At 52.2% G+C, this 13865-nt stretch carries 12 protein-coding genes, 8 tRNA genes and 1 rRNA gene; 16 read left to right on the forward strand and 5 right to left on the reverse strand.

Annotation, left to right across the window (positions count from 1 at the left end):
• The 9 genes from AC3G2T_RS13310 to AC3G2T_RS13350 all read left to right on the forward strand — a co-directional run.
• A 23S ribosomal RNA gene (locus tag AC3G2T_RS13310) occupies positions 1-164 on the forward strand; the annotation flags it as partial.
• A gap of 77 nt (positions 165-241) precedes the next feature.
• A tRNA-Ser gene (locus AC3G2T_RS13315) sits at positions 242-333 on the forward strand.
• A 24-nt stretch (positions 334-357) separates the two neighbouring features.
• Positions 358-434, forward strand: a tRNA-Met gene (locus AC3G2T_RS13320).
• A 14-nt stretch (positions 435-448) separates the two neighbouring features.
• A tRNA-Val gene (locus tag AC3G2T_RS13325) sits at positions 449-524 on the forward strand.
• Between the two features lie 9 nt (positions 525-533).
• A tRNA-Thr gene (locus AC3G2T_RS13330) sits at positions 534-609 on the forward strand.
• A gap of 73 nt (positions 610-682) precedes the next feature.
• Positions 683-759: transfer RNA gene (locus tag AC3G2T_RS13335), tRNA-Asp, on the forward strand.
• 49 nt (positions 760-808) lie between these two features.
• Positions 809-881: transfer RNA gene (locus AC3G2T_RS13340), tRNA-Phe, on the forward strand.
• A gap of 49 nt (positions 882-930) precedes the next feature.
• Positions 931-1016, forward strand: a tRNA-Tyr gene (locus AC3G2T_RS13345).
• Between the two features lie 12 nt (positions 1017-1028).
• A tRNA-Lys gene (locus AC3G2T_RS13350) sits at positions 1029-1101 on the forward strand.
• A gap of 725 nt (positions 1102-1826) precedes the next feature.
• On the opposite strand, the gene AC3G2T_RS13355 is transcribed toward AC3G2T_RS13350, so the two are convergent.
• From AC3G2T_RS13355 to AC3G2T_RS13375, 5 genes are all read right to left on the reverse strand, one after another.
• Entirely contained in the window at positions 1827-2129 is a 303-nt protein-coding gene (locus AC3G2T_RS13355; RefSeq protein WP_474682804.1) for an MTH1187 family thiamine-binding protein, read from the reverse strand.
• An 81-nt stretch (positions 2130-2210) separates the two neighbouring features.
• Positions 2211-3782 carry a GMC family oxidoreductase gene (locus AC3G2T_RS13360; protein WP_474682803.1) on the reverse strand — a complete coding sequence of 524 codons (1572 nt, stop codon included), beginning with the start codon at positions 3780-3782 and terminating at the stop codon, positions 2211-2213.
• Positions 3779-4375 carry a gluconate 2-dehydrogenase subunit 3 family protein gene (locus tag AC3G2T_RS13365; RefSeq protein ID WP_474682802.1) on the reverse strand — a complete coding sequence of 199 codons (597 nt, stop codon included), beginning with the start codon at positions 4373-4375 and terminating at the stop codon, positions 3779-3781. Before AC3G2T_RS13365 ends, AC3G2T_RS13360 begins: the two co-directional genes overlap by 4 nt.
• 6 nt (positions 4376-4381) lie before the next feature.
• Positions 4382-4774 (reverse strand): hypothetical protein, encoded by a 393-nt coding sequence (locus tag AC3G2T_RS13370; protein ID WP_474682801.1) that lies wholly within the window; start codon positions 4772-4774, stop codon positions 4382-4384.
• A gap of 34 nt (positions 4775-4808) precedes the next feature.
• Positions 4809-6050 (reverse strand): nickel-dependent lactate racemase family protein, encoded by a 1242-nt coding sequence (locus AC3G2T_RS13375; RefSeq protein WP_474682813.1) that lies wholly within the window; start codon positions 6048-6050, stop codon positions 4809-4811.
• Between the two features lie 150 nt (positions 6051-6200).
• On the opposite strand from AC3G2T_RS13375, the gene AC3G2T_RS13380 reads away from it, so the two are divergent.
• The 7 genes from AC3G2T_RS13380 to AC3G2T_RS13410 all read left to right on the forward strand — a co-directional run bounded on the left by AC3G2T_RS13380 (position 6201) and on the right by AC3G2T_RS13410 (position 13826).
• The gene (locus tag AC3G2T_RS13380) at positions 6201-7316 is read left to right on the forward strand and encodes a PucR family transcriptional regulator (protein WP_474682800.1); all 1116 of its coding nucleotides are present in this window, start codon (positions 6201-6203) and stop codon (positions 7314-7316) included.
• A 90-nt stretch (positions 7317-7406) separates the two neighbouring features.
• On the forward strand, positions 7407-8528 hold the full coding sequence (locus tag AC3G2T_RS13385; protein WP_474682799.1) for an ABC transporter ATP-binding protein: 1122 nt from the start codon (positions 7407-7409) through the stop codon (positions 8526-8528).
• Positions 8529-8714: 186 nt separating this feature from the next.
• Positions 8715-9656: an HPr(Ser) kinase/phosphatase gene (gene hprK / locus AC3G2T_RS13390; RefSeq protein ID WP_474682798.1), complete on the forward strand. Its 942-nt coding sequence runs from the start codon at positions 8715-8717 to the stop codon at positions 9654-9656.
• A 57-nt stretch (positions 9657-9713) separates the two neighbouring features.
• Entirely contained in the window at positions 9714-10691 is a 978-nt protein-coding gene (gene lgt / locus AC3G2T_RS13395) for a prolipoprotein diacylglyceryl transferase (protein ID WP_488435772.1), read from the forward strand.
• Entirely contained in the window at positions 10669-11328 is a 660-nt protein-coding gene (ppaX, locus tag AC3G2T_RS13400) for a pyrophosphatase PpaX (protein ID WP_488435773.1), read from the forward strand. The genes lgt and ppaX overlap by 23 nt, the downstream gene beginning before the upstream one ends.
• Positions 11325-11819, forward strand: a complete 495-nt coding sequence (locus AC3G2T_RS13405) for an acyltransferase (protein ID WP_474682795.1) — start codon at positions 11325-11327, stop codon at positions 11817-11819. The genes ppaX and AC3G2T_RS13405 overlap by 4 nt, the downstream gene beginning before the upstream one ends.
• A gap of 804 nt (positions 11820-12623) precedes the next feature.
• Positions 12624-13826: an ATP phosphoribosyltransferase regulatory subunit gene (locus AC3G2T_RS13410; protein WP_488435774.1), complete on the forward strand. Its 1203-nt coding sequence runs from the start codon at positions 12624-12626 to the stop codon at positions 13824-13826.
• The last annotated feature ends 39 nt before the right edge of the window (positions 13827-13865 follow it).

The following is a 13865-nucleotide window of genomic DNA, read 5'->3' on the forward strand; positions in this document are numbered from 1 at the left end:
TACGGAGGGGATAAGCGCTGAAAGCATCTAAGCGTGAAGCCCCCCTCAAGATGAGATTTCCCAGTATGTAAGACCCCTTGTAGACGACGAGGTAGATAGGTTCGAGGTGGAAGCGCGGCAACGTGTGGAGCTGACGAATACTAATCGGTCGAGGGCTTAACCTATACAATTTAACTCACACTTTACGCAAGTTTCGTATCTAGTTTTCAGGGAATGATAAATTCCTAGAGATATATAGCTTGGAGAGATACCCAAGTGGCTATAAGGGGACCCTCTGCTAAGGGGTTAGACTGCGTAAGTGGTGCGAGGGTTCGAATCCCTCTCTCTCCGCCAGTTCCAACTATATATATCTTGTATGGCGGCGTAGCTCAGCTGGCTAGAGCGTACGGTTCATACCCGTAAGGTCGGGGGTTCGAGCCCCTCCGCCGCTACCATACACAACCCAGTAGGAGGCTTAGCTCAGCTGGGAGAGCATCTGCCTTACAAGCAGAGGGTCGGCGGTTCGATCCCGTCAGCCTCCACCATCATTATATGCCGTTGTAGCTCAATTGGTAGAGCAACTGACTTGTAATCAGTAGGTTGGGGGTTCAAGTCCTCTCGACGGCACCATTTCACTTCAAAGAGTGAAAGTCAACGACTGAGCTTCCATTTGATTTTCGGAGATCTAGTTATTTCTTAATGCGGAGCCGTGGTGTAGAGGCCTAACATGCCTGCCTGTCACGCAGGAGACCGCGGGTTCGAATCCCGTCGGCTCCGCCACCTATTATTTTTTTTGCCCAAATGGGACAAACTATAGTTGCATACATAAGGCTCGGTAGCTCAGTCGGTAGAGCAGAGGACTGAAAATCCTCGTGTCGGCGGTTCGATTCCGTCCCGAGCCATTTGAGATGGTTGCGCTGCAATGGTATGCGGCGCAGGTATCTCTAATCTGGAGGCTTAGCGAAGTGGCCAAACGCAGCAGACTGTAAATCTGTTCTCTGACGAGTTCGGTGGTTCGAATCCATCAGCCTCCACCATTACCTTAATAAGAGCCATTAGCTCAGTTGGTAGAGCACCTGACTTTTAATCAGGGTGTCGTAGGTTCGAGTCCTACATGGCTCACTTTTCAACAATCAAGCTGACCCTCGGGGTCTTTTTTTATTACAAAAAGCATCTGCCTGTAAAGGGGGTGCTTTTTGTCATTACAAGAGACAAGGGAAAGGTCAGAGTGACCGCACAACTACCCGACTCTGACTTTTCCGTATGAAAACCTAAACGTGCAGCTTTTTAGCTCGTTTGATATGCCGGTAGCGCAACATTCCTGCTATTGTGGCAGGCTTTTCACCGAGCATAGGGGTTGAGGTTCATTTTTCTTGAGAACGAAGAAAACCTGCAAAAATACATGAATTTGCGTCCTTTGATCACTGGCCACAAAGAATTCCTGCAAAAGTGCAGGTTTTTCACCGAACACATGGACACAGATTCACTTTCAGCGAAATTTCCTGTACTTTTGCAGGTATTTCGTCAAATCAATCCAATTTCGAAGGGAAAACCTGCACTTTTGCAGGTTTTCTCCCCACCAAGCTGCTTCCAGCCCAGCTGCGCAGTCACAAGACCTACGACGGGAAAGGCGCGCATGGTGAAAAAGTGGCTTTCCCCAAATTAGCGCTTCTTCAAGTCTCTAACCCTAGCAAAGTATCGCGACTTTCTCGGCAGGCTGATTGGTCGCCTCTTTCCCTCGTTGGGCAGCGCAGGGGGAGTCTGGCTAACATATGATTGTGTCAGCCAGATCGTCTGATGCGTGAACAAACCATCGCTCGTTTTTGAATCCTCTCCTATGAGGTTTGTTATTTCAACTTCTCGGCGACGGATTGCATTTTTTGTTCCATAGAGGCGTGTTTGTCGCGGCGGTCGTCGATTTTGATGGAGGTGGATACCCGCTGTGCGCCGTTTTGGAAAGGGATCTCGTGTATGGTACGGATTACTTCGAAGAGCCGGTCCAACGGTCCTTCTATAATGGTTCCCATTGAGGTCATTTCGAACTTGATGCCGCTTTGTTTGGCAAGCTCCTTATGAAGATCGGCAACATAGCCGCTTAGGCTGGTAGTTGCCGTGCCTATAGGAATAACCGTAAACTCAGCAATGGCCATACGCTTGTCTTCCTCCTTAGCAAGTCTGTATATTTTTTATTGTAGATGAAGGAAGGAAGGCGTGCAAACAGTCCGAGAGGTTCAAATCTCCTGGGAGCCGGCGAGCCCGATGATGTAATCGGCTGTTCTGGCTGCCAGCGCCATGACGGTATTCGTCGGGTTCCCACCGCTTGACGTGACGAATATGCTGGCGTCGCAAATGAACAGATTGGGAATATCGTGGCTTTGGCCGTAGGAATTGACGACGGAGGTGGCGGGGTTATTTCCCATTCGGCATCCGCCCATAAGATGCGCGGAGTCCGGCACAACATATTCGATTTGGCCGCCGGCAGCCTTCAGGATTGTGCTCATGCTTTCCACCGCATGGTCGATCAGCTTCAGATCGTTGTCTCCGTAGCTGAAAGTAACTTTGGCCCGGGGCATGCCATGAGCGTCTTTTTCGTCCGATAAGGCGATATGGTTGTCCCAATGCGGGAGCACCTCGCCAACCATGGTCAAACGGCCGTATTGGTTGTAATCGTTCATCGTCCGCCGCAATTTCTCGCCCCAAACAGGGCCGCCTTGTGCGGAACTGATGCCATTTGCCATGCCGACAGGTCTGGCGCCGTGAGCATGAATCGTATAGCCGCGGGCAAAGCCTCTGCTTCTGTCGGTCTCATAGAAATCCTGGGTGGAAGCCAGCACGGGAGTACCTTTATACAGCCGGATTTCCTGATCGAATTTGGCGTATACGTCATGGCTGCTGTGAGGCATAAATCCGCGGCCGACCCAGCCGCTGCTGTTGCCGAGACCGTCAGGGTACTGCGGCGTAGCCGAATTAAGCAGCAGGCGCGGCGTCTCGACGACATAAGCGGATACGATGACTATTTTAGCCCGCTGCCGGTAAGTATGGCCGTTACGAACAAAAATAACGGCAGAAACTTTGCCGTCCCCGTTCGTTTCGATGTGCGTCGCCATGCAATCGGTCAGCAGCTCGGCTCCGGCTTTGATCGCTTTGGGAATATGAACGATCAGCGTGCTGAACTTGGCGTTCGGCATGCATCCCTGGTTGCAGAAGCCGCGGTTGATGCACGGGGGACGCCCTTCGAACGGGGCGGAGAGTATGGCCAGCGGCGTGACGACGGACTGGTAGCCGAGCGCCTCACACCCTTTTTGGAACAGGTAGGCGTTCGGGCTGAGAGGTTCGCGCTCCGGATATGGATAGGGACCATGGAAATTGCCCCAAGGGAAATAATGGGGGCCGGAAACGGCGATTTCTTTTTCGATTTTGCTGTAATAAGGCTCCAGGTCTTTGTAATGAATCGGCCAGTCCTCACCGACTCCGTCAATGGATTTCGTTTTGAAATCGGATTCGTGAAATCGCAAAAAGACGCCGGTAAAATGCTGAGTGCCGCCTCCGACGCCCCAACCGGAATTGTTATGGCCCATCGTTAACGGGTCGGCGCCGTCGACAAGCCGGGTGTCCTGCCAACCCAACGATTTCATAGCGAGTTCATCGCTGGCAAAATCTTTTTGCGGATCGCGCATCGGCCCCGCCTCCAGAATAACGACGCTCATTCCGGCTTCGCTGAGCTCCTTGGCTAGTACGCCTCCGGCTGCGCCGGCCCCGATAATGACAACATCCGCCTCTTCGTGCTCGTGTCTCCATTTCATTGGTTTTTAACCGCCTCCCACGGGTCCAGATGCCCGAGCTGGGTTCTGACGTAGCCGCGCGGGTAAGCGGGGCCTCCATAGCCGATCTCGGACCAGATTTGCGGATGCGAGTAGTAGGCTTCGACGGTCAGGGTCAGGAGCTTTTGAAACAAATGTTTTTGGGATATTCCTTCCCACAGCTTGCTATGACCGAGGAGACCGCCGCTGATGTCTGTCATGATTTGCCTTTGGCGGTTTTCCTCCAGTTGAAAGAACGGCTTGCTGTCCGCCATGTCCGATGCCTCATCGATGGCTTTCAGCCCTTGACGGATCAATACCTGGGCGGGCGGCACGCCGGTTTTTCGCTGACCTTCGCCTTTGCTGCCGGCGAGACTTTCGTCGATGTGGCTGAGCACATACCCGATAATTTCGCCCCGGTCGTCATCCACAAGCAGAGAGCACCATGACCGCAGCATCTCCGCTTCAGTCAACGTTAGAAACCGATAGCTATGTTCGCGCACAAGTCTGGATTGAACGATCGTTTGCGTATGTGCATCCCACTCATCCTGCTGCGACATCACATCGTAGAACGGATAATGCGTATGGTTGTTCATCAGCGTCTACCCTCCATATACGGCGATCAGGCCAAGTATGCTTAAGGCGGAAAAGAGCAGAGGCAGGACGACCGGAGGACCGGTCAGAAAATTGCGCAGAGCGTATCCGCCGACTCTCAGGCCCACTCCCCTGAAATGGAAATAAAAACCGATCAAGCCGGAGATAGCGCCAAGCCAAAACAAAATCTGACTCAGCACGTACCATCCGCTGCTGTTCGCTAGCGTTGAGACGACGGAAGCTAAACAAATGATCGGCGCCAGCAGGACGGGCTCCCACATCGCTTTGTTGTGGAAATTTTGCCTGTAATGCAGCATCGTTACTTGAATCCACAGCAGTAAATAACCGAGGCCGATGACAAGGATGATTACCCGGTCCAAGGCCCATTTATCCCATACCATAATGAAACCCCTCCAAAAATGATGATTCTCGCGGCTACGAGCGCACCTGCGGGAATGTAATACCTCCGTAAGGAATGACTGCAATTTTCAAATCGGGAGCCCCCGTTAAGCGGGCAAGCGTCGAATCGAGATCCGAAACGGGCCGGAAGCCAAGCAGTTCAGTCGTTGCATCGGGCATTTGCGAATACATAAAAACTTCATGTTTGCTCAAAATCCGGTCGATATGTTCGATTTTATGGGCTCCGAGCACAAATTTATCGTTCAACTTTTGCACCATGATGCGGCGGTCCTGGATCGTTTCCACCCAAAATTGGAAAATGCCGTTGCCGAACAGCTCCTCGCAGCGGGCGATGAGCACGATTTGGCCCCCTGGCCGAGTGATTTCGGAGGCGTTTTTTAATGATTTTACGGATTGATACAGCTGCGTGTCTTTGGGATAACCCCCGGGGGAAACGATAACCACATCGTACAGATGGGGAACCTCAACGAGAAAAGCTTGCCGCATCAGGTCCAGCCCTGCGCGATGGGCGGCAATGACATCCCCGGCGACCGCGCCGAGCAGATTGCGCTCATGGTCTACGACGACATTCAGCAGATAATGAACCGGAACGAACTGCAGCATTTCTTCCATATCCGCGCGGACAGGATTGTCCGCATTTCCGGGCGTGGAGGCATACGTCTGCGACAAGCCGTGGTTATGCTCGATTGCAGCGGCTGAAGCGGTGCCCGGGAAAAGCGCCTTGACCCCTCCGGAAACACCCGCCAAAGCATGCGGCTCCAAATTGCCGGTGACGATGCGGAAATCGGCTTCGGCGACATGCTTGTTGATTTCCACCGGCGTACCCATCCGGGTGACTCCGAGCCGTATACAGTCCTCGGGTAGAGGCGAATGGTTCACTACTTCGATGCGGCGATAGACGGATTCTCCGACCAACCGGATCATCTCTTGCACGGTTTGTTTGCGATGCATGCCGAGAGCAACGACAATGCGTATCCGCTTGTCGGGAATGCCGCCTTGATTTATCTCGTCAAGCAGCTGCGGCAGAAACAAATAGCTTGGACATAGGCGCGATATGTCGCTGATCAGAATGACGGCGTTGCGGCGGCCTTTGACAGCTTCGTGCAGCCGCGGCGCGGCGATGGGGTGCTGAAGGGCGCCTGCGATGCTATCTTTTGAATCTGCTGAGGCAGGCCGTTGATAGCTGATCCAATCGGGTTTCGCGCCTTGCGGGAAATGCAAAGGAACAGTAGTATTCCCATATGGGACGTAATGGATGTGGAACCCTCCTCTCGTTCAAACCATGTTCTAATTGTTTCCATAAACGGGAAGTTTATGAGCGAGGCAGGCGGCTTTTCGCATCCTTTTCCCAACATATGTTACAATGAATTCAATATAGAGAGATTTTGATCGCAGGGAGAGGGACAGATGGATTGGGAACGCATGAAGGAACAATTGGAAGCGGTTTTACATGCACCTATGCAGATTGGTTTGCTGCCCGAGGCGGAATGGAATCGGTTGATGGATAGACAGCGGCAGGAGGGGCGCGATTTTGCCCGAAGCGTTGTTCGCGATCATGATGTGCTTTTTTATCTTGGCAGGGAGCAGGGCGATATTCGAATTTTGCAAGCTTCCAGAGCTGCGCTGACCGATTCGGAGCGCCGCCTTGTCGAATTAATGATGGAATCGAAGCAATCGCAAGAGAAAAAGCAAAAAAATGCCTACGTTTCCGAAGATGAGCGCAAAGCCTACCAGATCAGGGAGTGGCTGATGCATCAAATAGAGCGCGGCGCCGCTCACGCCGAGCTGCCCGATGCGCTGGCCTCTCAGTCCTCACTGTACTCTACCCGGATTCCGCTGCTCATATACGGCGACTATTCGCAGAACCAGCGGGTGTCTTATACGGAACTGAAAAAGCTGCTTGAGTCGTTCTTCGAGTCCGAGATCACCCTGATCCCGCTGCTTGAAAAAGAGTGGCTGATCCTCGCTTCGGAAAGCTTGCTGACGAGCGGAGCGGAGGACCGGGATGGAGACGAAGAGGAAAGCGCGGAGCAAATTCTTGACGCCATCGGCTCCGGTCTTTACGAAATGCTGGCGAACGAATGGGTCGGCGAGTGCCATCTGGCCATCCACTATCCGGTGAAGCCCGCCAAAGTGCTGCCCGGCACAATACTTCAACTGCGCGAGACGATCATGCTCGGGCGCTCCTTTCATGTCGGCAGCAACATCCATCTCCCGTGGGAGCTGCGCCTGGAAAAGCTGCTTCATTTGATCCGGGAGGAGGAGAAGGCCGAGTTTCTGGAGCAGGTTCTCCGCGGCACCGATCATGTCTTGGATGCGGAGACCGTGATGTCGCTGGAGCAGTTTTTCGAACTTGACTGCAATGTAAGCGAAACCGCCAAGAAACTGTACATTCATAGAAACACGCTGCTCTATCGGCTCGATAAATTTAAAAACGAGACAGGTCTCGATGTGAGGACGTTCAACCATGCTGTGTTGGTCAGGCTGGCTTTGCTATTGTACAAAGTAACGAAAAGAAAGTGATTTTTTTGTAAGAGTTGTGCATAGTCAGTCCGTGGCATGTGCGTTAAGATGAATACATGAAGTCCGATAAACCGTAGGGGGAATGAAACCATGGCAGGCGTACGTTTAAATCATATCGTGAAAAGATATTCCGGTGCAGAAGAGTCCACTGTAAAAGATTTCCATCTCGAAGTTGAAGATAAAGAGTTCGTTGTACTTGTAGGCGCTTCCGGTTGCGGAAAATCGACAACTCTTCGTATGATCGCAGGTTTGGAAGAAATTACGGAAGGCGAACTGTACATCGGCGACCGTCTGGTGAATGACGTAGCTCCTAAAGACCGCGACATCGCGATGGTGTTCCAATCTTACGCGCTTTATCCGCATATGACCGTGTATCAAAACATGGCATTCGGCTTGAAACTTCGCAAATTCAAAAAAGCGGATATCGACGCTCGCGTTCGCGAAGCTGCGAAAATCCTTGATATCGTACATTTGCTCGACCGCAAACCGAAGGCTCTGTCCGGTGGACAACGTCAGCGTGTCGCCTTGGGCCGCGCGATCGTCCGCGAACCGCAAGTGTTCCTGATGGACGAACCGCTTTCCAACTTGGATGCGAAACTCCGCGTACAAATGCGCGCTGAAATTACAAAATTGACTAAACGTCTCGGCGTTACAACCATCTACGTAACGCATGACCAAACAGAAGCGATGACAATGGGCGATCGTATCGTCGTTATGGATAAAGGCATTATTCAACAAGCCGCTACACCTGAAGAAATTTACAACCATCCGGTAAACATGTTCGTTGCGGGCTTCATCGGATCCCCATCCATGAACTTCCTGAACGGCACATTGACACAAGAAGGCAGCTCTCTGTACTTCAAATCAAACAATATCAGCGTAGAAGTTCCTGCGGGCAAAGCTCAAACGCTTCGCGACAAAGGTTTCTCAGGCAAAGAAGTGATTCTGGGTGTTCGTCCTGAAGACATTCACGATGAGCCGGTGTTCCTGGAGGCTTCCCCTAACTCCGTATTGAATGTCAACGTGGAACTGACAGAGAACCTTGGTCATGAAATGTACTTGTACCTGAACGGCATCGGCGTTAACACCGTTATCGCTCGTGTAGACGGCCGCGCAGGTATCAAAGAAGGCATGAACACCAAGCTCGCTCTTGACATGAACAAAGTGCACTTCTTCGATAAAGAATCGACTAAGTCCATCTTGGTTAACTAATCAATAATGTTGTAAAAAGATAGGCCAGCCGTTATCGGCTGGTCTTTTTATTCATGTTTGGGCCGTTTAATCAACACTTTAGTTGATTTCGGATAGGGATTCCTTTACGATGAAACTATTGGGAACATTTAGTTTGTGCTGGCGAAGCTCATTTGGCCGAGGCATAACTCGAAGGAGACAAGGTGGATGGCGAAAAAGGTTAAAGTTTCCGACATGGTCGAACAATTTCATATGGAAGTGCTTGCAGGTGAATCCGGGCTGAAAAGGCCGATTACTACGGCCGATTTGTATCGCCCCGGTTTGGAGATGGCTGGATATTTCAATTATCACCCGCGGGAACGAATACAATTGCTGGGCAAAACGGAAATTACGTTTCTTGAAATGCTGACTACCGGCGTCCGCCGCAACAGGTCCGAACAGCTCTGCGCACCCGAGGAGACGCCGTGCATAGTGATAACAAGAGGGCTCGAAGTTCCGTCCGAGCTTCTGGAGGAAGCGGCGAAACGGGATCTTCCCGTTGTTAGAACCCAGGTGTCGACAACGATTTTTTCCAGCCGGTTGACCGGATTTTTGGAAAACAAGCTGGCTCCGAGCACGACCATCCACGGCGTACTTGTAGACGTCTATGGAATCGGCATGCTGATTACGGGAAGCAGCGGGATCGGAAAAAGCGAGACGGCGCTCGAACTCGTCAAAAGGGGCCACAGGCTCATTGCCGATGACGCCGTAGAGATTCGTCAAACCGCCGACCACGTTCTAACCGGCAACGCGCCTGAGCTGATTCGCCATTTGCTCGAAATCCGCGGCGTGGGCATCATTAATGTGATGACGCTGTTCGGGGCCGGAGCGATCCGCAATATCAAGAAAATATCGCTCGTCGTCAAGCTGGAAAATTGGCAGCAAGACAAACAATACGACCGTCTGGGACTGGACGAGGAACTGACGCGGATTATTGAAACCGACCTGCCGCTCGTTACGATTCCCGTGCGTCCGGGCCGGAACTTGGCGGTTATCGTCGAGGTGGCGGCGATGAACTATCGACTTAAGCGGATGGGTTACAATGCCGCGCTGCAATTTACGAACAAGCTGACGGAGTCGCTGTCGGAGGATTTTGAAGATTTTGATTGATTCGCGAATGCGCGGCTGTAGGGAGTGCTTACAAAAAAAGGAGGCAACGAGAGAGCGATGTTGGATCCAATCGCATTTGCAATAGGTCCCTTGAAGGTGCATTGGTACGGGATCATACTGGGAACCGCTGCTTTGGTAGGACTGTTGCTGGCTATTAGGGAAGGAAAACGATTCCGCATTCCGCAGGATTTTTTCATGGATTTATTATTGATCGGCGTTCCTTCCGCTATTGTGGGCGCGAGAATCTACTATGTGGCGTTTCAGTGGGATGACTACAAAAACAATCTGGCCGAAATTTTTATGATCTGGCACGGCGGCATCGCTATTTACGGCGCTTTGATTGGCGCTATCATAGGCGGTTACTTTTATACTCGGGCTAAAGGGTATTCGTTTTGGAGAATCGTCGATATTTGCGCACCGGGATTAATTGTCGGGCAAATGATCGGCCGCTGGGGCAACTTTATGAACCAGGAAGCGCATGGCGGACCCGTTGCGGAATCGTTCCTCAGAAACACGCTGCACCTGCCTGATTTTATAGTCAATCAGATGAACATCGAGGGCACGTTTTATCATCCTACGTTTTTGTACGAGTCGTTGTGGAACCTTGTCGGATTGCTGCTGTTGTTCTGGCTGCGCCGGAGACCTTTTTTGCGGGCGGGAGAGCTGTTTTTCAGCTATTTGATCTGGTATTCCATCGGCCGTTTCTTTATCGAAGCGCTTCGTACGGACAGTCTGGACTTTACAGGTCCGGCCTGGCTGGCGTCGCTCATGAACGCTCTTTGGTCGCCAATGAGCATCGTATTTGAACAGGGTGCCTTGACTTACGGCGGCAATGTAAGGATTTCGCAGCTGCTTTCGCTGCTTATTATTATCGCGGCGGTTACGACTATCATTGTAAGAAGGAAAAAAGGGTACGCAACCGTGCGTTATGCCGATCCGATTATTTCCTCCAAAGCATCATCGGAAAATACTAACGAGAAGGATCAAGAGTTGAATACCAAAGGAGCCGATTATGATTCGAACCGTACTGTTTGATTTGGATGGAACGATTGTTGATACGAATGAGCTGATCGTGCAATCGTTTCTTCACAGCCTTGAAGGGGAAACGCCGGAGCCGGTTACCAAAGAGTTGATTATTCCGAACATGGGGCGCCCTCTGGTGGAGCAAATGGAGTTTTTTACAGGAAGAAAAGAAGTGGAAGACGTGATTCGCAAATACCGCGAGTTCAACTTGTCCAAGCACGACGAATTGGTTCGGGAATTTCCGCACGTCCGCGAGGTGATGTCGCAACTGCATGCCAAAGGATATAAGCTCGGCATCGTAACAAGCAAAATCCGCCAGACGACTTTGATGGGTCTGAAGCTGTGCGGCTTGTACGACTTTGTCAGCGCGATCGTCACGGTCGACGACGTCAAGCAGCCGAAACCGAATCCGGAAGGGATTCGCATGGCGCTGGAACAGCTCGGCAGCAAAGTGGACGAAGCGATCATGGTCGGCGACAGCCATTACGACATTCAGGCGGCGCAAAACGCGGGCGTCACTTCGGTCGGTGTATCGTGGTCCTGGAAAGGGCGGACCTACCTGCAGGAATACAAGCCGGATCATATCATTGACGATATGCGCGAGCTGCTGGCGATTGCGGGAGCTGCTCCGGAAGTGGAAACGACTTGAGACGAACGGAGAAATTTCCGGTCGAAGGCCCGAATGCGCTGTGGCAAATTTATCATACGGTCAGCAAATGGAAGGCGATTCGCAACTTTATTTTTATACAAATAAGCCGGTATTCGCCGTCTTTGCGGGTCAAGAACTGGATTTACCGCAGCGTGCTGGGGATGAAAGTCGGCGAACATACGGCGTTTGCCCTTATGGTGATGGTCGACGTGTTTTTTCCGGAAAAAATTCATATCGGCAGCAATACGATCATCGGGTACAACACCACGATTCTGGCTCATGAATATTTAACGAAAGAGTACAGGCTCGGCGAGGTGTGCATCGGTTCCAACGTGATGGTAGGAGCGAATTCGACGATTCTTCCGGGAGTGACGATCGGGGATTACGCGGTGATCGGGGCGGGCTCGGTCGTGCATAAAGATGTGGCTCCCCACAGCTTTGTCGCAGGCAATCCGATCCGGGTCATTCGCGAAGGACATGGGGAAGAGTAAGATTGTACTGCGAGCAGTGTGCGAAGAAAACCTGCAAGAGAAAGACTGTCGAAAAACTCACGCGTTAGAAGATAGCACATCCAACATGGCAACGTGAAGTTACCTGCAAAAGTCAGGCTATCTGGAAACCCGCATGCCAGAAACTAGTTGCACTATCTATCTGGTTGCGCGAAGAAAACCTGCAAAAGTCAGACTGCCCAGAACCCCGCGTGCCAGGACCAGTCGAACGATCTGCCTGGTTGCGTGAGGAAAACCTGCAAAAGTACAGTTTTTGCCCGATGGATGCGCTGGCTACGACAAATTCCTGCAAATGTGCAGGCTTTTTGCCGCGAACATGGGCTCAGATTCATTTTCATCGAAAATTCCTGCACAATTGCAGGCTTTTCGCCAAAATGAAGCATTTTTCTGAGAAAAACCTGCACTTTCGCAGGTTTTCCCCTGCCAAGCCGACGTATGCTCCCCACTTCAGCGCTGCACCCGTGTAGGAGAGGCGTGGGCTGCCCGTCACTTTATGAACAATCTGAGCTGTACTGCTTGCAGTACGGCTCTTTTTTTACCAAGCGTGGTCGACCGACCGCCGTCATGCAGCGCAACACCGTGCGCTGGGAGCTGCGCGCGGTGAAGACCGATAGCTGCAAAGGACGGGTTCCTGCATCTGGCGATTGACGCCCAAAAGGTAACGTGTTAAAATTACCGTACATTCTTTATTTTGGTAGTATGGTAGCACGTTATCGCACTAAAGCATCGAGCGAAGCAATGCACATGCCTGAGGCATGATGACGGATATAGGGTAGAGGTGAGACGGTGTCTAAGCCAAAAGTGTTTGAGAAGCCGATTGGGGTTAAGGATTATTTGCCCGAAGCGGTAGCAAAGCTGCGCAATATTGAGTTCCGGGTGCTGGCGTGCATGGAGCGCTGGGGATACAGTCAGATTATGACGCCTACTTTGGAATACTATGATACGGTAGGAGCAGCGAGCTCTACGGAAGACAGGAAGCTGTTCAAGCTGCTGGACCGGAAGGGCAAGACGCTTGTTTTGCGTTCGGAATTAACGGCGCCGATTGCGCGGGTCGTTTCGTCGCTGCTGAAGGAAAATGCCTTTCCGCTGAGATTGTCCTACCACTCCAACGTGTTCCGCGCGATTGAAGAGGAAGCTGGAAGAGACTCCGAGTTTTTTCAAACCGGCGTAGAGCTCGTGGGAGATGCTTCCTCCGAGGCTGATGCGGAGGTTGTAGCGCTCGCTATCGCGTCGCTGCAGGCGGCAGGGGTGGATAAGTTTAAAATCGCACTCGGCCACGTCGGCTTCCTGAACGGGCTGTTTCAGGAAACGCTGGCAGGTCGCGCAGACGCCCAGACGCTGCTAAAGGAATGCTTGCTGAACCGGGACTACGTCGGTTACCGGGAAGCGATCAAATCACTGTCACTTCCTCCTGAGGTGGAACGCGAGCTTCAAGGCGTACTCCGGCTCAGAGGCGGAGATGAAATTTGCGAGCAGGCGCGCCACGTCTCCAAAGACCCGGTCGCGCAGGAAGCGATTCGCCATCTGTGCGAAGTCTGGGATGTGCTGAAAGCTTACGGGGTCAGCGAGCATGTGGTCATTGATTTGACGATGATCGGGGATTTTTCCTACTATACGGGCATGACGTTCGAAGGCTATGCCGCGGAACTCGGTTTTCCGGTTTGCAGCGGCGGCCGTTACGACAACCTGCTCAGCCAGTTCGGGCGTCCGGCGCCGGCCACCGGTTTTGCCCTCAAGACCAACCGGATTCTGGAGGTCATCGGAAAAGAGCCGGCCGAGCAGCCGGGACGCACGTTGATCGCCTACGACGCGGAGCACCGGGAAGAGGCGCTGCAGCTTGCCCGGGAGATGCGCAGCCGGGATGGGCTGATCGTCGTGACGCAGCTTGTCGGCGGCGAGGATTGGGCTGACGAGGTACGGACGCTCCCGAACGGACAATACGAACTGCGTGGAACGGTGTATCACGATATTATCAAAATGATTCCTTAAGCCGGATCAGGCTTACAGTTTTGCTCACGAGACGGGCGT

This window comes from Paenibacillus sp. sgz302191 (assembly GCF_057749925.1).